Here is a 19616-nt window from a genome sequence, read left to right as displayed (position 1 = left end):
GCGTTTCTTTGTGCCAAAAATATCCCGGAGAGCGCGAGAGGCTGGCCTCTCGCTCCGGTCCTGTCCGCCAATCCCTGCGGTGAACCCGGGGGCGCCTACTCGGCAGGCTGGAACCCCATGATCAGCTGACGCAGGCCCAGGGCCGCCCCGGCAAAGATCGCGGCAAAGGTGACGGGGGCGGAAAAGGCCAGCAGGGAAAAGGCGCTCAGCCCCTGGCCGATCGAACATCCCAGTGCAATCACGGCCCCCGCGCCCATCAGGGCGGCGCCAACGATCTGGCGGCGCAATTCACGCGGGTCTTCGCAGGCTTCCCAGCGGAAATGCCCCTTGATCAGCGATCCGGCAAAGGCCCCGGTCCAGACCCCGGCCACCGATCCGACCGCAAAGGACAAGGGCCGCGCCGACCCGGTCATGAACCATAGGATCGTTTCGCCCAGGGGGGCGGCAAAGCTGTGCGACACGACGGGCAGATCCTCGAAACCGGTGCGGGCCACCCAGGCGGTGCCGGCCCAGCCGATGATCACGCCCAGGCCCACGACCGCAGACCAAAACACCTGTCCAGGTTTCTTCCACAGCTTGCGAGAGGCCGCCGAGACGCCCAGCAACACCAGCCCCAGCGCCATGCCGATGGCATTGGCCGAAAGCCCGGTGGCCGCGCCAAGGAAGTGCGCGATGCCGGGGATTGGCTCGCCCGGGGTGACGGCCGATTGCGGAAAGGCCATGTCGCGCAGCGGCGCCAGCGGGCCGGACAGGACCACATAGGTCGACACGCCCATGACCAGCACGATCACGAAACTGCGCAGATCGCCTCCGCCCAGCCGTGCCACCGCGCCATAGCCGCAGTTGCCCGACAGGGCCATGCCATAGCCGAACAGCAGCCCGCCCAGGATCGAGGCCAGGGGCATCCATCGGATCGACAGGTAATAGGTGGTTTCGGCCGCCAGCTGACCGCTGGCCATCAGACCGAAGCTGCCCAGGATCGCAATGCCAAGGGCAACGCCCCACATGCGGATGCGCGTGGTCGATCCGCCATACAGCGCGTCCTCGATGGCGCCCAGCGTGCAGAACCGCCCCAGCCGCGCCGCCAGCCCCAGGCAAAGGCCACCCAGCAGCCCGAACAGGGCCACCAGGTGATGTTCCGTCAGCAGTTCAATCATGGCAGGCTCCCCCCTGACCGGACCGGTGCATTGCGCCCAAGTATGGGCAGGCCTGTCTTGTCCCGCAAGGGGGTGCCGGGATCAGGCCTGTTCTTCGTCGTCGTCGCGGCAGAACAGGTTATAGACGCATTCCAGAACCTTGCGCGGACGATGATCGGCCAGGCGGTAGTAGATCGCCTTGCCATCGCGGCGCGGGATCACAAGCCCTTCAAGCCGCAGGCGCGACAATTGCTGGCTGACGGCGGCCTGGCGGGCCGACAGCAGTTCTTCGAGTTCGGTCACGGATTTTTCGCCGGTCACAAGATGGCACAGGATCATCAACCGTCCTTCGTGGCTGATCGCCTTCAGGAAAGCCGAGGCCGTCGTGGCCTTGTCGACGATCTCGTCGAGTTCTTGTTCGGTCAGATCATCGCGCAGAACAGGAAGTGCATGCCCCATCAGTCCGTAATCCTCAATTCGTCACCGGCTCGAAGTCGGTATTGTCTTCCAGCAGTTTTGCATAGACCGGCCAGAAGAAGTCCTCACCGACATACCCTTCCATGCGGGCAATTTCCACTCCGTCGTCAATCAGAATGAAAGTCGGTGTAAAGTTGACACGCCGCGCATAGGTGATCCCGTCGGGCGGACCCATGTGCAGATCGGCGCGCAGCAGCGGTGCAAAGCGGCCTTCGGCGGTCTTGGGGTAGGCGGGCGCAATCTGGTCGTCCCAGGCCGCGCAATAGGCGCAGCCGGGCTGTTCGACCATGATCAGCCGGATCTCTCCGGCGGCGGCCGAGGTGGCGATCAGGCTGCCCGCAAGGGCCCCGACCTGCAGGATCAATTTGAGCACCATTGTACACCGAATGTCTATTGACTGACGTACTACGTAATATGAATATGTGAATTGATCAAGGAAAGGCGCTGACGTGCTTGATATTTCTTTTGCCGGCGCCGCGCTGGCCGGGTTGCTGAGTTTCTTTACGCCCTGCATCCTGCCGATGGTGCCCTTTTACCTGTGCTACATGGCCGGCATTTCAATGTCCGAGCTGCGCGATGATGCCGGGATCACCCCCGGGGCGCAGAAACGGCTGATCGTTTCGGCGCTGTTCTTTGCCGCCGGGGTGACCACGATCTTTGTCCTTTTGGGCATGGGGGCCACGGCGATCGGACAGGCCTTTGCCGACTGGAAACAGCCGCTGTCCTACGTGGCGGCGGCGGTGCTGTTCATCTTTGGCCTGCATTTCCTGGGCATCATCCGGATTGGCCTGCTGTACCGAGAGGCCCGTGTCGAAAGCAAGGCCGAGCCGACCACGGTTCTTGGCGCCTATGTCATGGGGCTGGCCTTTGGCTTTGGCTGGACGCCCTGCGTCGGCCCGGCGCTGGCCTCGATCCTGATGATCGCCAGCGGCATGGGCGACGTGGTGCGCGGCGGGCTTTTGCTGTTCGTCTATGGTGTCGGAATGACCGCGCCCTTTGTCATCGCGGCGCTGTTCTCGGGGCCTTTCCTGAAATGGACCGCCCGCCACAGAAGCAAGTTGCAGTATGTTGAGAAGGTCATGGGGGCGATGCTGATTCTGTTTGCGATCCTGATCGCGACGAACAGTGTCAACATCATCGCCCAGTGGATGATTGAGACGTTCCCCAGCTGGACTTCGCTGAGTTAAACGGGAGAGGATCAAATGAAACATTGGATTGGTGCCGGCATCGCGCTGTTGATGGCCCTGCCGGCCTTTGCCGAAATCGGCGACGACGGGCTGCACAAGCAACCCTGGATGCGCGACACCTTCAAGGATCTGCGCGAAGACCTGGCCGAGGCCAACGCCGAGGGCAAGCGTCTGGTGCTGTTCGTCGAACAGCGCGGCTGCATCTACTGCAAGCAGATGCACGAAGAGGTGTTCATCGACCCGACAGTCAGCGACTACATCGACGAAAACTACTTTGTCGTTCAGCTGAACCTGCACGGCGATATCGAGGTGGTCGATTTCGACGGAGAATCGCTGGCCGAAAAGGACCTGGCGCGCAAATGGCGGGTGATGTTCACACCCAACATCGTTTTTATGCCCGAAGAGGTCCCCGAGGGGGTCGCCGGCATCGAAGCGGCCGTCGCGGTCATGCCCGGCGCCTTTGGCAAAGGCACCACGCTGGACATGTTCACCTGGGTGCAGGAAAAGCGCTATGACCTTGATAACGGAGAAGATTTTCAGCGCTATCACGCAAGGCGCATCCAGGAAAGAAGCAATGGGTCAACGGACTGAGGCGCGACCTTTCGGAGCAATAATTCACTTCTGTGAATTTGTTGTTGCGTAACGCCTGTCCGGTAGCCTACGGTATACATCAGCCAAAAACGAGGCGAAGCCCGCAAGGGTCTCGCGAGGCCTAGGGAGGGAAAATGAGGCTTACAGCAATCACCGCAGCGGCAACGCTGATCGCAGGTATGGCTTTCGCTGAAAACGTCGCGCCCAGCGACGTGCAGTTTGCCGAATATGGTGAAGTCGAAGCATCGCTGACAGGCATGCCCGGCAACGCCGAGAATGGTGCAGTGATCATGGGTGACAAGGGGCAGGGCAACTGCGTTTCCTGTCATGCGGTTTCTGCCTTGGCGGATATTCCGTTCCAAGGCGAAGTTGGCCCGACGCTTGATGGTATCGGTGATGTCCGATCCGAGGCGGAGCTGCGCGGCATCTTGATCAATGCAAAGAAAACGTTCGAGGGCTCTGTCATGCCGGCCTTCTACAAGACCGATGGTTTCATCCGCCCGGGTGACGCCTATACCGGCAAGGCCGCGCCTGCGGATCTGCCGCCGCTTTTGTCGGCGCAGGACATCGAAGATGTGGTCGCTTTCCTCATGACGCTCAAGGACAGCTGATTAACCAAGGTTCCAAGGAGAAAGACGATGGAATTTACTCGTCGCGAAACGCTGGCACTGGGTGCCGGTGCAGCGCTGATGACCGTCCTTCCGTTCCGTGCAAACGCAGCGGTGGATGATGTCATCAATGAATTTACCGGTGGCGCAGCGGTTGCCGACAGCGGGGTCGATCTGACCGCGCCGGAAATCGCCGAGAACGGCAACACCGTTCCCGTGGCCGTCTCGGCCGAGGGCGCTTCGGCGATTCTGCTTCTGGCTGCCGGCAACCCGACCCCGGGTGTGGCCAAGTTCACCTTTGGCCCGCTGGCCGGTTCGCATTCGGCTTCGACCCGTATCCGCCTTGCCGGGACCCAGGACGTCATCGCCATCGCACAGCTGGCTGACGGCACCTTTGCCCGCGCTTCCAAGACCGTGAAGGTCACCATTGGCGGCTGCGGCGGCTAATTCACAGGAGATCTGAACAATGGCATCCGATGTCAAACCCCGCGTAAAAGTCCCGAAAAGCGCCGCAGCTGGTGAGGTCATCACCATCAAGTCGCTGATCTCGCACAAGATGGAATCCGGGCAGCGTAAAGACGGCGACGGCAATCTCATTCCGCGCTCGATCATCAATCGCTTTACCTGCGATTTCAACGGCCAGAACGTGATCGACATCACGCTCGAGCCGGCCATCTCGACCAACCCGTACTTCGAATTCGAAGCACAGGTTCCCGAAGCAGGTGAGTTCAAGTTCACCTGGTACGACGACGATGGTGATGTCTACGAAGACAGCAAACCGATCGCGATTGGCTAAAGGCTGAACCCTGCCCCGCCGCAACGGTGGGGCAGGGCGCCCAAAGGGAGGGAATAAAATATGAAATTCAAGGCACTGACGGCAATTGCCGCACTGCTTGCCGCCCCCATGGTCATGGCGGGCGGTGCCGATGACGACACGCTTGTCATCAACGGCGATCTGGAAATCGTGACCAAGGCGGCGGCGCCCGAGCACGCGGAAAACCTGTCCGAAGTCATTTCGGGCTGGCATTTCCGCGACGACGACACGCAGGCCATGGAAATGGACGACTTTGACAATCCGGGCATGATCTTTGTCGATCAGGCGCGCGATGTCTGGGCGACCGCAGAAGGCTCCGAAGGCAAATCCTGCGCGGATTGCCACGGCGCCCCCGAAGAGATGGCCGGCGTAAAGCCCGTCTATCCCAAGTACAACGAGGCAGCTGGCGAAGTCCGCACCCTGCAGATGCAGGTGAACGACTGCCGCACCACCCGCATGGGGGCCGAGGCATGGAAATACGACAGCGGTGACGCGATCAACATGGAAGCGCTTCTTGCCTCTGTGTCGCGTGGCATGCCCGTGAACGTGGCCATCGACGGCCCCGCCGCGGACACCTGGGCCCAGGGTAAGGAAATCTACTATACCCGTTACGGCCAGCTGGAACTGTCCTGCGCCAACTGCCACGAGCAGAACTACGGCAACTACATCCGCGCCGACCACCTGTCGCAGGGTCAGATCAACGGTTTCCCGGCCTACCGTCTGAAGAACGCGAAACTGAACGGTATCCATGACCGCTTCAAGGGCTGCGTGCGCGACACCCGCGCCGAAACCTTCAGCCCCGGTTCCGCGGAATTCATCGCGCTGGAACTGTATGTCGCGTCGCGCGGCAACGGTCTGTCGGTCGAAGGTCCGTCGGTTCGTAACTAAACCTCACCGGGACCCCGCGTCAGGCGACTGGCGCGGGGTTTCTTGTAAATAACTTATTCACACATGCGCATGTGTGTCGCGAGTGAGCAAAGAAAGACCCTCCCCATGATCTCAAGACGCGATTTCCTGCAGGTGTCCATGGCGGCCTCGGCGATGGTCGGGGCCTCTGGCTTTGGCAACTGGGCCCGTCTGGCGGCCCAGCAGTCCCTGACCCAGGACCAGCTTCTGCAATTCGACACCTTCGGCAACGTGAGCCTCATTCACGTCACCGACATCCATGCGCAGCTCAAGCCGATTTATTTCCGCGAACCGTCGATCAACATCGGCGTCGGCGGCAACAAGGGCGCTGTGCCCCACGTGACCGGCGCGGATTTCCGCAAGCTGTATGGCATCGACGACGGCAGCCCGTCGCATTACGCGCTGTCCTCGGGCGATTTTGAATCGCTGGCCCGCGCCTATGGCAAGGTCGGTGGCCTGGACCGTGTCGCCACGGTGATCAACTCGATCCGCGCGGCGCGCCCCGATGCGCTGCTGCTGGACGGCGGCGACACCTGGCACGGCTCGATGACCTGCTACAAGACCGAAGGCCAGGACATGGTCAACGTCATGAATGCGCTGAAGCCCGATGCGATGACCTTCCACTGGGAATTCACGCTGGGCAGCGCGCGGGTTCAGGAAATCGTCGAAAACCTGCCCTATGCGGCGCTGGGTCAGAACATCTTTGACGCCGAGTGGGACGAACCTTCGGAACTGTTCCCGCCCTACAAGTTCTTTGAGCGTGGCGGCGTCAAGATCGCTGTTATCGGTCAGGCCTTCCCTTATATGCCCATCGCCAACCCGCGCTGGATGTTCCCGGAATACTCGTTCGGGATCCGCGACGAAAACATGCAGGCCATGGTTGACGAAGTGCGCGCGCAGGGCGCCGAACTGGTGGTTTGCCTGTCGCACAACGGCTTTGACGTGGACAAGCAGATGGCCAGCAAGGTCACCGGCATCGACGTCATCCTGACCGGCCACACCCATGACGCGCTGCCCGAACCGGTGCTGGTGGGTGACACGATCCTGATCGCCTCTGGCTCGAACGGCAAATTCGTGTCGCGCGTCGATCTGGACGTGCGCGATGGCCGCATGATGGGCTTCCGTCACAAGCTGATCCCGATCTTCTCGGACGTGATCGAACCCGACGCCGAGGTCTCCGCAATCATTGACGAACAGCGCGCGCCCTTCAAGGCCGAGCTTGAAGAGGTGATCGGCCAGACCGACAGCCTGCTGTATCGCCGCGGCAACTTCAACGGCAGCTGGGATGACCTGATCTGCGACGCCCTGATGAGCGAGCGCGAGGCCGACATCGCCATGTCGCCCGGTGTGCGCTGGGGGCCGTCGCTGATCCCCGGTGACAACATCACCCGCGAAGATATCTGGAACGTCACCTCGATGACCTACGGCGAGGCGTATCGTTCCGAAATGACTGGCGAATTCATCAAGGTGATCCTTGAGGACGTCGCCGACAACATCTTCAACCCCGATCCCTATTACCAGCAGGGCGGGGACATGGTGCGCATCGGTGGCATGGCCTATCGCTGCGACGTGTCCAAGCCGCAGGGCGAACGGATTTCCGACATGACCTTGCTCAAGACCGGCGAGGCGATCGATCCGTCGAAAAACTATGTCGTCGCCGGCTGGGCCTCGGTCAACGAAGGCACCGAGGGGCCGCAGATCTGGGACGTGGTGGAAAGCCACATTCGCAAGCTGGGAACCGTCACCCTGGAACCCAACAATTCGGTCGAGGTGGTGGGCATCTAAGCGCCCACCTGCTTGAGAGGAGAAAAACCAATGACCACAGAGAACAAGGGTCCGTCGCGTCGCAAGTTCCTGACCAGCGCGGCCGCGCTGGGGGCAGGGACGGTGGCGGCCACAGCCGCACGGGCCGCAGGCCCCGATCCGCTGATCACCGAGGTGCAGGAATGGGCCAGCGGCCTGGGGGATGGCGTTGACGCCACGCCCTATGGCCTGCCGATCCAGTACGAAGGCGACGTGATCCGCCGCAACGTGGAATGGCTGACCGCCGACACGATTTCGTCGATCAACTTCACGCCGATCCACGCGCTGGACGGCACGATCACCCCGCAGGGCTGCGCGTTCGAACGCCACCACTCGGGCGCGATCGAGCTGAAGAAAGAGGATTATCGCCTGATGATCAATGGCTTGGTCGACAAGCCGCTGGTCTTCTCTTACGAGGATCTGGAGCGTTTCCCGCGCGAAAACCACGTGTATTTCTGCGAATGCGCGGCCAACACGGGCATGGAATGGGCGGGCGCGCAGCTGAACGGCGCGCAGTTCACCCACGGCATGATCCACAACATGGAATACACCGGCGTACCGCTGCGCACGATCCTGGCCGAGGCCGGCCTGGATGCCGCGGGCGATTTCAAGGACAAGTGGGTCTATGTCGAAGGCGCCGATGCCTCGTCGAACGGCCGCTCGATCCCGATGGAAAAGGCGATGGACGACGTGCTGGTGGCTTTCAAGGCCAACGGCGAAGCGCTCCGCAAGGAACACGGCTATCCTGTCCGCCTTGTCGTTCCCGGTTGGGAAGGCAACATGTGGGTCAAGTGGCTGCGCCGCGTCGAAGTCACCGATCAGGCCGTCGAGTCGCGCGAAGAAACGTCGAAATACACCGACACGCTGGCCGATGGCACATCGCGCAAGTGGACCTGGGTCATGGACGCCAAATCGGTCGTCACCTCGCCCAGCCCGCAGGCGCCGATCAAGCACGGCCATGGCCCGCTGGTCATCACCGGCATGGCCTGGACCGGCCACGGCAAGATCACCCGCGTCGACGTATCGAAAGACGGCGGCAAGACCTGGGAAACCGCCCGCCTTGCCAACGAAGGCGAGGACAAGGCCCTGACCCGTTTCTACCTGGACACCACCTGGAACGGCGAAGAAATGCTGCTTCAGTCGCGTGCGATGGACGAAACCGGGTACGTCCAGCCGACCAAGGCCCAGCTGCGCGAAGTGCGCGGGCTGAACTCGATCTACCACAACAACTGTATCCAGACCTGGCACGTTAAGGCCAATGGGGAGGCAGAAAATGTCGAAGTCTCTTAAACTCTTTGGCGGAACCGCGCTTGGCCTTCTGGTCATGGGCACCGCCGCCTACAACTTTGCCGACCGCAACGTGGTGCCGATCCCGAAGGATCTGCCGACGCTGGCGGCGCTTCCGGCACCGATCCCGGAGCCCGAGGCCCCGGTTCAGGCCGCTGCCGCAGCGCCTGCCGCCGAGGCAGCTGTCGAAACCGCCGAAGCCGCAGCCGAACCCGCTGCCGCCGAGGGGCTTTTGATTTCCGCCGCCCACGCGGACGAGGCCAGCACCGGCATGCGCTTTGGTCTGGGCCGCGAAGCCATGCCCGAAGAGGTCGCCGCCTGGAACCTTGACGTCAGCCCCGATGGCACCGGCCTGCCCGAAGGGTCCGGCAATGCCGCCGATGGCGAGCCGATCTTTGAGGAAAACTGCGCGGTCTGCCACGGATCCTTTGCCGAAGGCGTCGACAACTGGCCCAAGCTGGCTGGCGGAAACGGCACGCTTGCGCGCGAAGATCCTCTGAAAACCGTGGGGTCCTACTGGCCTTACCTGTCGACGGTCTGGGACTACGTCAACCGGTCCATGCCCTTTGGCAATGCGCAAAGCCTGTCGAGTGACGAGGTCTATGCCATCGTCGCCTATATCCTGTATTCGAACGACATGATCGAGGACGATTTCGAGCTGTCGAAAGAGACATGGGCCGAGGTCGAGATGCTGAACGCCGATGGTTTCATCATCGACGACCGCGCCGAGAGCGAATACGCGATCTGGAGCGGCGAGCCTTGCATGGAAAACTGCAAGGACGAGGTCAAGATCACCATGCGCGCCACGGTTCTGGACGTGACCCCGGACGAAGCGGGCAGTGACGAGGCCGCTGCCGAAGCGCCCGCCGAGGAAACCCAGGTTGCCGCGGCACCGGCAGAAGAGGCGGCGCCTGCCGCCGAAGAACCCGTAGCCGAGGAAACCGCCGCCGAAGCACCGGCCGCAGAGGCCCCGGCTGAAACCGCCGTTGCCGCACTGGACGCCGATCTGGTGGCCAAGGGCGAAAACGTCTTCAAGAAGTGCAAGGCTTGCCACCAGGTCGGTGACGGCGCCAAGCACCGCACCGGTCCGGAACTGAACGGCATCTACGGGCGCGCCATCGGCGGGGCCGAGGGCTTCAAGTATTCCAAGACCATGGCCGAAATGGGCGGTGTCTGGAACGAAGAGACCCTGCATGCCTTCCTCGCCGACCCGCGCGGCTATGTGAAGGGCACCAAGATGTCCTTTGCCGGCCTCAAGTCGGACGAGGATCTGGATGCGATCACTGAATTCCTGAAATCCGTATCGCAGTGATCCGATGAAGACACGCATCTTTGCCATACTTCTTGCGCTGGCCCCTCCGGGGGCCACGCTTGCCCAGGAGGATGCTCAGCTGATCGGCGATGCCGAGCGCGGCGAGCAGCTTTTTCGTCAGTGTAGCGGATGCCATCAGATAGGGCCCGGCGCGGAAAACCGCGCTGGGCCTCATCTTAATGGGATCTTCGGACGCCGCGCTGGCAGCATCGAGGGCTTTGACTATTCCAAAGGGTTGGAACGGGCCTTTCAGGACAACATGGTCTGGAACATCCAGCGCCTGAACCTGTACCTGGAAAACCCGCGTTCGCTGGTGTCGGGCACCCGCATGGCCTTTCGCGGATTGAAAAAGCAGCAGGACCGGGACGACGTTCTGGCCTATCTGCGCAGCTATACCGCCAGCCCGCAGGACATCCCGGAATCGGCCCCGACCGCGCGCAAACGCGAGGTCGACCTGCCGCCCGAGGTGTTGGAGATCGTCGGCGATCGCGACTATGGCGAATATCTGGCCTCGGAATGTGTGACCTGTCACCAGACCTCGGGCATGGACGAGGGCATCCCCTCGATCACCCGCTGGTATCCCGAGGACTTTGTCATCGCCATGCATGCGTATAAGCAGAAAATGCGGCCGCATCCGGTGATGCAGATGATGGCCGGACGGCTCAGCGATGAGGAGATCGCCGCGCTGGCCGCGTATTTCGCGGATCTGGAGGAATAGAAGGCATAAGAACGCCCGCCCCCGCCTGGCGGGGGCAGGCGACAACAAGCAAGTCCATCAGGAGGAGACTGGACATGACATTGAACAGACGCAATTTTCTGGGAACGGGCGCCTTTGCGGCGGCAACTTTGGCCGCGCCCATGGTGCGCGCCGCCAGCCACGGCAAACCCAAGGTCGTCGTCGTCGGCGGCGGTGCGGGCGGGGCCACCGCCGCGCGCTATATCGCCAAGGACAGCAACGGCGAGATCGACGTCACGCTGATCGAACCGACGCGGATGTATTACACCTGCTTTTTCTCGAACCTTTACATCGGCGGGTTCCGCGAATTGTCCAGCATCGGCCATTCCTATGGCAAGCTGGCCTCGGAATACGGGATCAATGTGGTGCATGACTGGGCCATCGGGGTCGACCGCGACGCCAAGACCGTGTCGCTGGCCGGCGGCGCCAAGGTGCCCTATGACCGCCTGATCCTGAGCCCCGGCATTGATTTCGTCGACGGCGCCGTGCCCGGCTGGGACCTGAGCACGCAGACCAAAATGCCCCACGCCTACAAGGCCGGCACCCAGTCCGAACTGCTGAAAGACCAGATCATGGCCATGCCCGAGGGCGGCACCTATGTCATGGTCGCCCCGCCCAACCCCTATCGCTGCCCCCCGGGCCCTTACGAACGGGTTTCGATGGTGGCGCATGTGCTGAAGGAAACGAACCCCACGGCCAAGATCCTGATCGCTGACCCCAAGGACAAATTCTCGAAACAGGCGCTGTTCGAAGAAGGCTGGCAAAAGCATTACGGCGGCATGATCGAACGGCTGGGCCCGGATTTCGGCGGCGGCAATGTTTCGGTGAATGCCGATACGATGGAGGTCAACATCGACGGCGAGATCGTCAAGGCCGACGTCTGCAACGTCATTCCGGCGCAAAAGGCCGGGGCGATCTGCGATGCGGCGGCCCTGACCGAAGGCAACTGGGCGCCGGTGGATGGTCACAACATGCAAAGCCGCATGGACGAGAACATCTATATCCTTGGCGATTCCAGCAATCAGGGCGACATGCCGAAATCCGGCTATTCGGCCAATTCGCAGGCCAAGGTTGCGGCGATGGCAGTGCGCGGATCGCTGACCGGCAGCCGCGTTTTCCCGGCAAAGTATTCCAACACCTGCTGGTCGCTGATCGCCACAGATGACGGGGTCAAGGTGGGCGCGTCCTATGAGCCGACCGATGAAAAGATCGCCAGCGTGTCCAGCTTTGTCAGCCAAACCGGCGAAGACGCCGACATGCGCAAACGCACCTACGAGGAAAGCATCGGCTGGTATGCGGGTATCACCTCGGACATGTTCGGCTGATTTCAGCCAAGTGTGACGAATGGTCGGGGGCGGTCCATCGGGCCGCCCCTTGACCTTGGCGCGCGGGCAAGCGCCAATTGACACATGCCCCACGACCACCATCATCACCACATCGACCCCGAAACCGGCGACCGCCGGATGGCCGCCGCCGTCGCGGTGAACTTGGCGTTGACCGTGGCGCAGGTCATTGGCGGGATCGTGTCCGGCAGTCTGGCGATGATTGCCGATGCGCTGCACAACTTCAGCGATGCCATCAGCCTGATCATTGCCTTCTGGGCGCGCAGGATCGCCCGGCGCCCCGCGGATGCGGCGATGACCTTTGGCTATGGCCGGGCCGAGGTGGTGGCCGCGCTGGTCAACCTGACAACCCTGATCGTGATCGGCCTGTACCTGGTCTACGAAGCGGTGATGCGCCTTCTCGCGCCGGAACCCGTGGCCGGGTGGCTGGTGGTGATCATCGCGGGGCTTGCGCTGCTGATCGACCTTGTGACCGCCGCCCTGACCTATTCCATGGCCAAGGACAGCGTGAACATCCGCGCCGCCTTTCTGCACAACCTGGCCGATGCGGCGGGGTCGGTCGCGGTGATGGTCGCGGGCACCCTGATCCTGCTGTTCGGCTGGACCTGGGTGGACCCGGCGGCGACCCTGCTGATTGCCGGATATATCCTGTGGATGGCCTTTTCCGAGATCGGCGGCGTGGTGCGCATCCTGATGCTGGGCAGCCCGACCACCCTGACGCCCGAGGCGGTGATCGCCACGGTCGAGGCCGTGCCAGGCGTGCAGGACATGCACCACGCGCACCTGTGGCAGATGGACGAACACCGCAGCAGTCTCGAGGCGCATCTGGTGATCGAACCCGGGTCCTGGGGACAGGCGGACGCGATCAAGCAGGCGGTCAAGACGGCCCTGTCGCAGGCGCACGACCTGCGCCATGTCACGCTGGAGCTGGAATGCGCGTCCCATGTCTGCAAGCAACCGCAAAAGATCGGCCACGCGGGATGATCCGGGGGCGGGCACCGGTCTGGCACAATCTCGATTAGAACATGGAATTTTTCAGCGCCCCTTGCGGGTACCGGGGGGCGGCACTAAGACTCTGTAAACTCCTAAGGCTTAGGCATCAAACACGACACTAGCAGGCAGGTACGCGATGAAAGATCCGATTGACGTTTACATGAACACCCTGGTGCCGATGGTGGTCGAACAGACCAGCCGCGGCGAACGGGCCTACGATATCTTCTCGCGGCTGCTGAAGGAGCGTATCATTTTCCTGAACGGCCCGGTGCACGACGGCATGTCGTCGCTGGTGGTTGCGCAGCTTCTGCACCTTGAGGCGGAAAACCCGTCCAAGGAAATCTCGATGTACATCAACAGCCCCGGCGGCGTGGTGACCTCGGGCCTGTCGATCTATGACACCATGCAGTACATCAAGCCCAAGGTTTCGACACTGGTGATCGGACAGGCGGCCTCGATGGGGTCGCTGCTGTTGACCGCTGGCGAAACCGGCATGCGCTTTTCCCTGCCCAACAGCCGGATCATGGTGCACCAGCCTTCGGGCGGCTATCAGGGCCAGGCGACGGACATCATGATCCACGCCGAGGAAACCCTGAAACTGAAGAAGCGGTTGAACGAGATCTACGTCAAGCACACCGGCCAGACGCTGAAAGCCGTCGAAGCCGCGCTTGAGCGTGACAACTTCATGGATGCCGAGACCGCCAAGAAATGGGGCCTGATCGACGAAATCGTCACCTCTCGCGAGACCGGTGACGACGCAGCAGGCAAGTAACGCAAGGGTCCCGCCCCGACCCGGGCGGGACAAATTTTCGGATTGCCCGCCCCGATAGGCTGCCCTAAGCTGATGGGCACGGGGCGGTCGGTACGAAAAAACGGCCTGTTTACCGATCCGAAAGCGGGTCGGGATTGGCCAGGAAAGGTGCAAAATGGCGACGAATTCAGGCGGTGACAGCAAGAACACCCTCTACTGCAGCTTCTGCGGCAAAAGCCAGCATGAGGTTCGCAAACTCATCGCCGGGCCGACCGTGTTCATCTGTGATGAATGTGTCGAGCTCTGCATGGACATCATCCGAGAAGAGACGAAGGGCGCAGGCCTGAAATCCGCCGAAGGCGTGCCCACCCCGCGCGAAATCTGCGATGTGCTGGACGACTACGTGATCGGGCAGGCCAAGGCCAAGCGCGTTCTTTCGGTCGCGGTGCACAACCATTACAAGCGTCTGAACCACGCCCAGAAATCCAGCGACATCGAACTTTCGAAATCGAACATCCTGCTGATCGGCCCCACCGGCTGCGGCAAGACCCTGCTGGCCCAGACCCTGGCGCGCATCCTGGATGTGCCCTTTACCATGGCCGACGCCACCACCCTGACCGAGGCGGGCTATGTCGGCGAGGACGTGGAAAACATCATCCTCAAGCTGCTTCAGGCCAGCGAATACAATGTCGAACGCGCGCAGCGCGGCATCGTCTACATCGACGAGGTCGACAAGATCACGCGCAAGTCCGAAAATCCCTCGATCACCCGCGACGTGTCGGGCGAGGGCGTGCAGCAGGCTTTGCTCAAGCTGATGGAAGGCACCGTTGCCTCGGTGCCGCCGCAGGGTGGCCGCAAGCATCCGCAGCAGGAATTCCTGCAGGTGGACACCACCAACATCCTGTTCATCTGCGGCGGCGCCTTTGCCGGCCTGGACCGGATCATCAAGCAGCGCGGCAAGGGCTCGGCCATGGGCTTTGGCGCCGATGTGCGCGACGACAGCGAAATGGGAATCGGCGAGACGTTCAAATCGCTCGAACCCGAGGACCTGCTGAAATTCGGCCTGATCCCGGAATTCGTCGGCCGTCTGCCGGTTGTCGCAACGCTTGAAGACCTGGACGAAGATGCGCTGATCACCATCCTGACCCAGCCCAAGAACGCCCTTGTCAAACAGTACCAGCGCCTGTTCGAGATGGAGGACACCGAACTGTCCTTTACCGACGACGCGCTGTCGGCGATCGCGAAAAAGGCGATCGAACGCAAGACCGGCGCCCGCGGGCTGCGCTCGATCCTCGAAGGGATCCTTCTGGACACCATGTTCGAACTGCCGGGCATGGACGAGGTGACCGAGGTTGTCGTCAACGAAGAGGCGGTCGTTTCCGACGCCAAACCGTTGATGATCTACGCCGATCAGAAAAAGGAAGAAGCCTCGGCCAGCTGAGGTTTTGCAACATCACGATATCAGGGCGGGGTTTTGACCCCGCCTTTTTCTTGGGAAAACAGACAGATGACGATCAAACGCATTCACACCGGCAGCCCCTTTGAGGCCAAGATCGGCTATTGCCGCGCCGTGGTCGCCGGGGGTTTTGTGCATGTGGCCGGCACCGTCGGTGAGGGCGCCACGGTTCAGGACCAGTGCCGCGCGGCCCTGGCCACCATTGCCAAGGCGCTGGCCGAGGCAGGCTCGGGGTTTGCCGATACCGTGCGGGTCAACTACTACCTTCCGCAGGCCTCCGATTTCGAAGCCTGCTGGCCGATCCTGTCGGAAACCTTCGGCGAAAATCCCCCGGCGGCGACGATGATCGAATGCAACCTGATCGACCCGAAATTCCGGATCGAGATCGAATTGACCGCCCTGGACAGGGGCTGACGCGAATTTTCGCGGAAAAATCTGCTTGGCGTCCAGTGTTGCGCGTGCTGCGGCAGCGCGGCCACTGGACCTTGGCAATGGTTTTCGCCATACAGGGCCTACGAAAGACAGGAGTCGTCCATGGGCATTCTCAACACACTTCTCCGCGCCGTGACCTGGTGGAACGGGCAAACCCTGAACACGCAGATCTATACCTGGCGCAACGGCAAAAAAGTGGGCGAGGATGAGCAGGGCAACACCTTCTATCAGACCGCCGATGGCAAACGCCGCTGGGTGATCTACAACGGCGAAGCCGAAGCAACTCGCGTGTCGCCCGATTGGCACGGCTGGCTGCACCACACCTTTGACGACCTGCCCAGCGAAAAGCCGCTGGCGCACAAGCCTTGGGAAAAGCCGCACCTGGAAAACCTGACCGGCACCGCGCTGGCCTATGCACCTGCCGGGTCCCTGCGCCGCGCCAACCCCGCGGATCGCAGCGATTACGAGGCCTGGAGCCCGGAATGAGCCACTCGACCACCGAAGTGATCGTAGGCGGCGGCGTATTGGCCGCCGCTTTGGCATTCGGTCTTTATGCCGTGCAAAGCACCGGGTTCGAACTGGGCAGCTCGGGCTATGACCTGCGGGCCTCGTTCCGGTCGCTCGAAGGGGTCAGCGTCGGCACCGACGTCCGTCTTGCCGGCGTCAAGGTTGGCACCGTCACCGCGATCGACCTGAACCGCGAAACCTTTCGCGCCGATACGGTCGTGACCATCGTAGATGGCATCGAACTGCCCGACGACAGCGCGATCATCGTCGCCTCCGAGGGGCTTTTGGGCGGCAATTTCATCGAAATCAGCCCGGGCGGATCGCCCTTCAACTACGCCGAAGGCGACGAAATCCTGGACACCCAGGGCGCCGTCAGCCTGCTGTCCTTGCTGCTGAAATACGTCAGCGGCGGGAGCAGCGAGGAATGAAACGGCTGGCCGTCGTCATGGCCATGGTCGCGGCGTTTTGCGCCCCGGCCAGCGCCCAGGAATCGGTCAATCCGGGCACCGGCGCGGTTCTGCGCGTGCTGGACAAGCTGAACGCGCAGGTGTTTGACGTCACCTTGGCCAACGGGCAAAGCGCCGCCAAAGGGTTGATCGAGATTTCCCTGAACGAATGCCGCTTTCCGGTCGGCAACCCGTCGGGCGATGCCTATGCCTTTCTGACAATCCGCGAGGCAGGCGTGGCCCAACCGGTGTTTCGCGGCTGGATGGTTGCCTCGTCCCCGGCGCTCAATCCGCTGGATCACCCGCGCTACGATGTCTGGGTGATGCGCTGCACCACCTCCTGACCGCTGCCCGCAAGAGGCTGTGACAGGATGTCGGCGTCGCAGCGCAGCGCCTCGGCCAGGTGCGCGTGATAGGCGCTGCGCGCAATTTCCTGCCCCCCAAGCGAGGCCAGATGCGGCGTTATGAACTGCGTGTCGAACAGGGTGAACCCGGTGCGGCGCAGCAGGTCCACCAGCCAGGCCAGCGCGATCTTTGACGCATCCGTCGCGCGCGAAAACATCGATTCCCCGCAAAAGGCGCCGCCCACCGTGACGCCATAGACACCGCCCACCAGCGCACCGTCCATCCAGACCTCGATCGAATGGGCTTTGCCCAACTCGTGCAGTTGGGAATAAAGATCGCGGATTTCGGCGTTGATCCAGGTTTCGGGGCGGTCGGCGCAACCGTCCAGAACCGCCAGGAAATCGTGGTTCAAGCTCATCTGGTAATCATCACGGCGCAGCCGCCGCGCCAATGACCGCGAGATGTGGAAACCGTCCAACGGCAGAATGCCCCGCTTGCGCGGGTCGACCCAGAAAATCTCGGGGTCGTTTTGGTGCTCGGCCATCGGAAAGATGCCCGAGCGATAGGCATGCAGCAGAAGATCGGTCGTGACGCGGTCTTCGTCGGTCATCGCCCTAGCGGTCAAGGCCCCCGGCTTCGAGCCATTTCTCAAGCCAGTGGATGTTGTACTCGCCGGTATGGATGTCCTTTTCGCGCAGCAAGGCGTGGAACAGCGGCACGGTGGTGTCGATGCCGTCCACGATCAATTCGCCCAAAGCGCGATTCAGACGCGCCAGCGCCTCGGGCCGGTCGCGGCCATGCACGATCAGCTTGGCAATCAGGCTGTCGTAGTAGGGCGGGATCGAATAGCCGTCATAAAGCGCGCTGTCCATCCGCACACCCAGCCCGCCGGGCGCGTGAAAGGCGGTGATCCTGCCCGGGCAGGGCGAAAATTTTGGCAGCTTTTCGGCGTTGATCCGTACCTCGATGGCGTGACCATTGATCTGCAGATCGTCCTGCGTGAACGACAGTTTCTGCCCCGAGGCAACGCGGATCTGTTCGCGCACCAGGTCCTGACCAAAGATCGCCTCGGTCACCGGGTGTTCCACCTGCAGGCGGGTGTTCATTTCGATGAAATAGAACTCGCCGTCTTCGTACAGGAACTCGATGGTGCCCGCGCCGGAATAGCCCATCTTGGCAATGGCATTGGCACAGATGTCGCCGATCCGCTTGCGTTCTTCGGGGCTGATCGAGGGGCCGGGCGCCTCTTCGAACACTTTCTGGTGGCGCCGCTGAAGCGAACAGTCGCGTTCGCCCAGATGCACGCCGCCGCCCTGACCATCGCCAAAGACCTGAATCTCGATATGGCGCGGTTTTTGCAGGTATTTTTCGATATAGACTTCGTCGTTGCCAAAGGCAGCCTTGGCTTCGGAGCGGGCGGTCTGAAAGGCCCGTTCCATGCCTGCTTCGTCCTTGGCAACCTGCATTCCGCGGCCACCGCCGCCAGCTGTGGCCTTGATGATGACGGGATAGCCGAAATCGCGGCCGATCTGCTTGGCCTCGTCCAGCGTCGCGACACCGCCCGCCGATCCGGGCACAACCGGGATACCCAGCGCCTTGGCGGTTTCCTTGGCGGTGATCTTGTCGCCCATGGTGCGGATGTGTTCCGCCGAGGGGCCGATGAAGGTCAGGCCGTGATCCTCGACCACCTGCACAAAGCGGGCGTTTTCGGAAAGAAAGCCATAGCCGGGGTGGATCGCCTGCGCGCCGGTGACTTCGCAGGCGGAAATCAGCGCCGGAAAGGACAGATAGCTGTCGACGCTGGGGGCGGGGCCGATGCAGATCGATTCATCGGCCATGCGCACATGCATGGCGTCGGCGTCGGCGGTGGAATGCACGGCGACGCTGGTGATGCCCATCTCGCGGCAGGCGCGGATGACACGCAGGGCGATTTCACCCCGGTTGGCGATCAGGATTTTGTCAAACATCTCGCGCGCCCCTTATTCGAGGATCACAAGAGGGGCGCCGTATTCGACGGGCGCGCCGTCCTCCACAAGGATACGCTTGACCGTCCCGGCGCGCGGCGCGGGAATGTGGTTCATGGTCTTCATCGCCTCGACGATCAGCAGGGTGTCACCCTCTTTGACCTGGGCACCCACGGTGATGAACGCGGGCGAGCCGGGCTCGGCCTGCATGTAAACGGTGCCGACCATGGGCGATGTCACCGCGCCGGGATGGGCTGCGGGATCTTCGGGCATGTCGGCGGCGGGCGCTGCGGCGGCTGCGCTGGCAGGGCCGGCCACGGCGGCCGGGGCGGCGGCATAGTGCACCGGTGCGGCGATGGGGGCCTGGTGCTGCATCTTGCTAACGCGCACGTTCAGGCTGTCGTCTTCGCCATATTCCCGTTTGACCTGCAGTTCCGTCAGATCGTTGTCACGCAGTACCTCGGCCAATGCCTTGATAAAGGCCACATCCGCGTCATGGTTCTTGTTGCTCATGCGATCCTC

The 19616-nt window shown here is 62.2% G+C and carries 24 protein-coding genes; 18 read left to right on the top strand and 6 right to left on the bottom strand.

The annotated features are described in order from the left end of the window. Positions 1-95: 95 nt before the first annotated feature. From QF118_RS18190 to QF118_RS18180, 3 genes are all read right to left on the bottom strand, one after another. Positions 96-1157 carry a YeeE/YedE family protein gene (locus tag QF118_RS18190; protein ID WP_282300452.1) on the bottom strand — a complete coding sequence of 354 codons (1062 nt, stop codon included), beginning with the start codon at positions 1155-1157 and terminating at the stop codon, positions 96-98. 81 nt (positions 1158-1238) lie between these two features. After that, the gene (locus QF118_RS18185) at positions 1239-1595 is read right to left on the bottom strand and encodes an ArsR/SmtB family transcription factor (RefSeq protein WP_282300451.1); all 357 of its coding nucleotides are present in this window, start codon (positions 1593-1595) and stop codon (positions 1239-1241) included. A gap of 13 nt (positions 1596-1608) precedes the next feature. Beyond that, positions 1609-1989 carry a thioredoxin fold domain-containing protein gene (locus QF118_RS18180; protein ID WP_282300450.1) on the bottom strand — a complete coding sequence of 127 codons (381 nt, stop codon included), beginning with the start codon at positions 1987-1989 and terminating at the stop codon, positions 1609-1611. A gap of 73 nt (positions 1990-2062) precedes the next feature. Between QF118_RS18180 and QF118_RS18175 the strand changes: the two genes are divergently transcribed. The 18 genes from QF118_RS18175 (at position 2063) to QF118_RS18090 (ending at position 17129) form a co-directional block, all read left to right on the top strand. After that, positions 2063-2800, top strand: coding sequence for a cytochrome c biogenesis CcdA family protein (locus QF118_RS18175; RefSeq protein WP_282300449.1), 738 nt, complete (start codon positions 2063-2065; stop codon positions 2798-2800). Between the two features lie 15 nt (positions 2801-2815). Further along, positions 2816-3391, top strand: coding sequence for a thioredoxin family protein (locus QF118_RS18170; protein ID WP_282300448.1), 576 nt, complete (start codon positions 2816-2818; stop codon positions 3389-3391). A 134-nt stretch (positions 3392-3525) separates the two neighbouring features. Continuing rightward, entirely contained in the window at positions 3526-4002 is a 477-nt protein-coding gene (gene soxX, locus QF118_RS18165; protein ID WP_282300447.1) for a sulfur oxidation c-type cytochrome SoxX, read from the top strand. A 27-nt stretch (positions 4003-4029) separates the two neighbouring features. Beyond that, a complete protein-coding gene (soxY, locus tag QF118_RS18160; protein WP_282300446.1) occupies positions 4030-4446 on the top strand; it encodes a thiosulfate oxidation carrier protein SoxY in 417 nt (138 codons plus the stop codon). Positions 4447-4465: 19 nt separating this feature from the next. Beyond that, positions 4466-4795, top strand: a complete 330-nt coding sequence (gene soxZ, locus QF118_RS18155) for a thiosulfate oxidation carrier complex protein SoxZ (RefSeq protein WP_282300445.1) — start codon at positions 4466-4468, stop codon at positions 4793-4795. Between the two features lie 60 nt (positions 4796-4855). Beyond that, positions 4856-5701 carry a sulfur oxidation c-type cytochrome SoxA gene (gene soxA, locus QF118_RS18150; RefSeq protein ID WP_282300444.1) on the top strand — a complete coding sequence of 282 codons (846 nt, stop codon included), beginning with the start codon at positions 4856-4858 and terminating at the stop codon, positions 5699-5701. A gap of 105 nt (positions 5702-5806) precedes the next feature. Next, entirely contained in the window at positions 5807-7504 is a 1698-nt protein-coding gene (gene soxB / locus QF118_RS18145) for a thiosulfohydrolase SoxB (protein ID WP_282300443.1), read from the top strand. Positions 7505-7534: 30 nt separating this feature from the next. Further along, positions 7535-8812 (top strand): sulfite dehydrogenase, encoded by a 1278-nt coding sequence (gene soxC, locus QF118_RS18140; RefSeq protein WP_282300442.1) that lies wholly within the window; start codon positions 7535-7537, stop codon positions 8810-8812. Next, positions 8796-10121: a c-type cytochrome gene (locus QF118_RS18135; RefSeq protein WP_282300441.1), complete on the top strand. Its 1326-nt coding sequence runs from the start codon at positions 8796-8798 to the stop codon at positions 10119-10121. The genes soxC and QF118_RS18135 overlap by 17 nt, the downstream gene beginning before the upstream one ends. 4 nt (positions 10122-10125) lie before the next feature. Further along, complete coding sequence (locus QF118_RS18130) at positions 10126-10839, top strand: c-type cytochrome (RefSeq protein ID WP_282300440.1); 714 nt, start codon at positions 10126-10128, stop codon at positions 10837-10839. Positions 10840-10913: 74 nt separating this feature from the next. Then, positions 10914-12182 carry an NAD(P)/FAD-dependent oxidoreductase gene (locus tag QF118_RS18125; protein ID WP_282300439.1) on the top strand — a complete coding sequence of 423 codons (1269 nt, stop codon included), beginning with the start codon at positions 10914-10916 and terminating at the stop codon, positions 12180-12182. Between the two features lie 84 nt (positions 12183-12266). Then, the gene (locus QF118_RS18120; RefSeq protein ID WP_282300438.1) at positions 12267-13184 is read left to right on the top strand and encodes a cation diffusion facilitator family transporter; all 918 of its coding nucleotides are present in this window, start codon (positions 12267-12269) and stop codon (positions 13182-13184) included. 145 nt (positions 13185-13329) lie between these two features. Next, complete coding sequence (locus QF118_RS18115) at positions 13330-13965, top strand: ATP-dependent Clp protease proteolytic subunit (RefSeq protein ID WP_282300437.1); 636 nt, start codon at positions 13330-13332, stop codon at positions 13963-13965. Between the two features lie 154 nt (positions 13966-14119). After that, on the top strand, positions 14120-15385 hold the full coding sequence (clpX, locus tag QF118_RS18110; protein WP_282300436.1) for an ATP-dependent Clp protease ATP-binding subunit ClpX: 1266 nt from the start codon (positions 14120-14122) through the stop codon (positions 15383-15385). Between the two features lie 66 nt (positions 15386-15451). Beyond that, positions 15452-15814, top strand: a complete 363-nt coding sequence (locus tag QF118_RS18105) for a RidA family protein (RefSeq protein ID WP_282300435.1) — start codon at positions 15452-15454, stop codon at positions 15812-15814. Positions 15815-15934: 120 nt separating this feature from the next. Beyond that, complete coding sequence (locus tag QF118_RS18100; protein WP_282300434.1) at positions 15935-16318, top strand: NADH:ubiquinone oxidoreductase subunit NDUFA12; 384 nt, start codon at positions 15935-15937, stop codon at positions 16316-16318. After that, on the top strand, positions 16315-16767 hold the full coding sequence (gene mlaD / locus QF118_RS18095) for an outer membrane lipid asymmetry maintenance protein MlaD (RefSeq protein ID WP_282300433.1): 453 nt from the start codon (positions 16315-16317) through the stop codon (positions 16765-16767). Before QF118_RS18100 ends, mlaD begins: the two co-directional genes overlap by 4 nt. Beyond that, positions 16764-17129 (top strand): DUF2155 domain-containing protein, encoded by a 366-nt coding sequence (locus tag QF118_RS18090; RefSeq protein WP_282300432.1) that lies wholly within the window; start codon positions 16764-16766, stop codon positions 17127-17129. Before mlaD ends, QF118_RS18090 begins: the two co-directional genes overlap by 4 nt. Here the strand turns inward: QF118_RS18090 and aat are convergent. Genes aat through accB form a run of 3 tightly spaced genes read right to left on the bottom strand, consistent with a single transcriptional unit; the run spans position 17093 to position 19607 of the window. Beyond that, positions 17093-17740 carry a leucyl/phenylalanyl-tRNA--protein transferase gene (aat, locus tag QF118_RS18085; RefSeq protein WP_282300431.1) on the bottom strand — a complete coding sequence of 216 codons (648 nt, stop codon included), beginning with the start codon at positions 17738-17740 and terminating at the stop codon, positions 17093-17095. The genes QF118_RS18090 and aat overlap by 37 nt on opposite strands. Positions 17741-17744: 4 nt before the next feature. Then, positions 17745-19097, bottom strand: a complete 1353-nt coding sequence (gene accC, locus QF118_RS18080; RefSeq protein WP_282300430.1) for an acetyl-CoA carboxylase biotin carboxylase subunit — start codon at positions 19095-19097, stop codon at positions 17745-17747. 12 nt (positions 19098-19109) lie between these two features. Beyond that, positions 19110-19607: an acetyl-CoA carboxylase biotin carboxyl carrier protein gene (gene accB / locus QF118_RS18075; protein ID WP_282300429.1), complete on the bottom strand. Its 498-nt coding sequence runs from the start codon at positions 19605-19607 to the stop codon at positions 19110-19112. Positions 19608-19616: the final 9 nt, after the last annotated feature.

It is taken from the genome of Tropicibacter oceani (assembly GCF_029958925.1).
Lineage (GTDB): Bacteria > Pseudomonadota > Alphaproteobacteria > Rhodobacterales > Rhodobacteraceae > Pacificoceanicola > Pacificoceanicola oceani.
This window is presented reverse-complemented; position numbering and strand designations above follow the sequence as displayed.

Coding starts and splice junctions, on each gene's coding strand:
- QF118_RS18185 (WP_282300451.1), bottom strand. CDS start 1,595: ATGGGGCATGCACTTCCTGTTCTGCGCGATGATCTGACCGAACAAGAA.
- QF118_RS18090 (WP_282300432.1), top strand. CDS start 16,764: ATGAAACGGCTGGCCGTCGTCATGGCCATGGTCGCGGCGTTTTGCGCC.
- accC (WP_282300430.1), bottom strand. CDS start 19,097: ATGTTTGACAAAATCCTGATCGCCAACCGGGGTGAAATCGCCCTGCGT.
- soxZ (WP_282300445.1), top strand. CDS start 4,466: ATGGCATCCGATGTCAAACCCCGCGTAAAAGTCCCGAAAAGCGCCGCA.
- mlaD (WP_282300433.1), top strand. CDS start 16,315: ATGAGCCACTCGACCACCGAAGTGATCGTAGGCGGCGGCGTATTGGCC.
- soxA (WP_282300444.1), top strand. CDS start 4,856: ATGAAATTCAAGGCACTGACGGCAATTGCCGCACTGCTTGCCGCCCCC.
- QF118_RS18170 (WP_282300448.1), top strand. CDS start 2,816: ATGAAACATTGGATTGGTGCCGGCATCGCGCTGTTGATGGCCCTGCCG.
- QF118_RS18100 (WP_282300434.1), top strand. CDS start 15,935: ATGGGCATTCTCAACACACTTCTCCGCGCCGTGACCTGGTGGAACGGG.
- QF118_RS18135 (WP_282300441.1), top strand. CDS start 8,796: ATGTCGAAGTCTCTTAAACTCTTTGGCGGAACCGCGCTTGGCCTTCTG.
- QF118_RS18190 (WP_282300452.1), bottom strand. CDS start 1,157: ATGATTGAACTGCTGACGGAACATCACCTGGTGGCCCTGTTCGGGCTG.
- soxC (WP_282300442.1), top strand. CDS start 7,535: ATGACCACAGAGAACAAGGGTCCGTCGCGTCGCAAGTTCCTGACCAGC.
- QF118_RS18180 (WP_282300450.1), bottom strand. CDS start 1,989: ATGGTGCTCAAATTGATCCTGCAGGTCGGGGCCCTTGCGGGCAGCCTG.
- soxY (WP_282300446.1), top strand. CDS start 4,030: ATGGAATTTACTCGTCGCGAAACGCTGGCACTGGGTGCCGGTGCAGCG.
- QF118_RS18105 (WP_282300435.1), top strand. CDS start 15,452: ATGACGATCAAACGCATTCACACCGGCAGCCCCTTTGAGGCCAAGATC.
- QF118_RS18130 (WP_282300440.1), top strand. CDS start 10,126: ATGAAGACACGCATCTTTGCCATACTTCTTGCGCTGGCCCCTCCGGGG.
- soxB (WP_282300443.1), top strand. CDS start 5,807: ATGATCTCAAGACGCGATTTCCTGCAGGTGTCCATGGCGGCCTCGGCG.
- QF118_RS18125 (WP_282300439.1), top strand. CDS start 10,914: ATGACATTGAACAGACGCAATTTTCTGGGAACGGGCGCCTTTGCGGCG.
- accB (WP_282300429.1), bottom strand. CDS start 19,607: ATGAGCAACAAGAACCATGACGCGGATGTGGCCTTTATCAAGGCATTG.
- QF118_RS18115 (WP_282300437.1), top strand. CDS start 13,330: ATGAAAGATCCGATTGACGTTTACATGAACACCCTGGTGCCGATGGTG.
- aat (WP_282300431.1), bottom strand. CDS start 17,740: ATGACCGACGAAGACCGCGTCACGACCGATCTTCTGCTGCATGCCTAT.
- soxX (WP_282300447.1), top strand. CDS start 3,526: ATGAGGCTTACAGCAATCACCGCAGCGGCAACGCTGATCGCAGGTATG.
- QF118_RS18120 (WP_282300438.1), top strand. CDS start 12,267: ATGCCCCACGACCACCATCATCACCACATCGACCCCGAAACCGGCGAC.
- clpX (WP_282300436.1), top strand. CDS start 14,120: ATGGCGACGAATTCAGGCGGTGACAGCAAGAACACCCTCTACTGCAGC.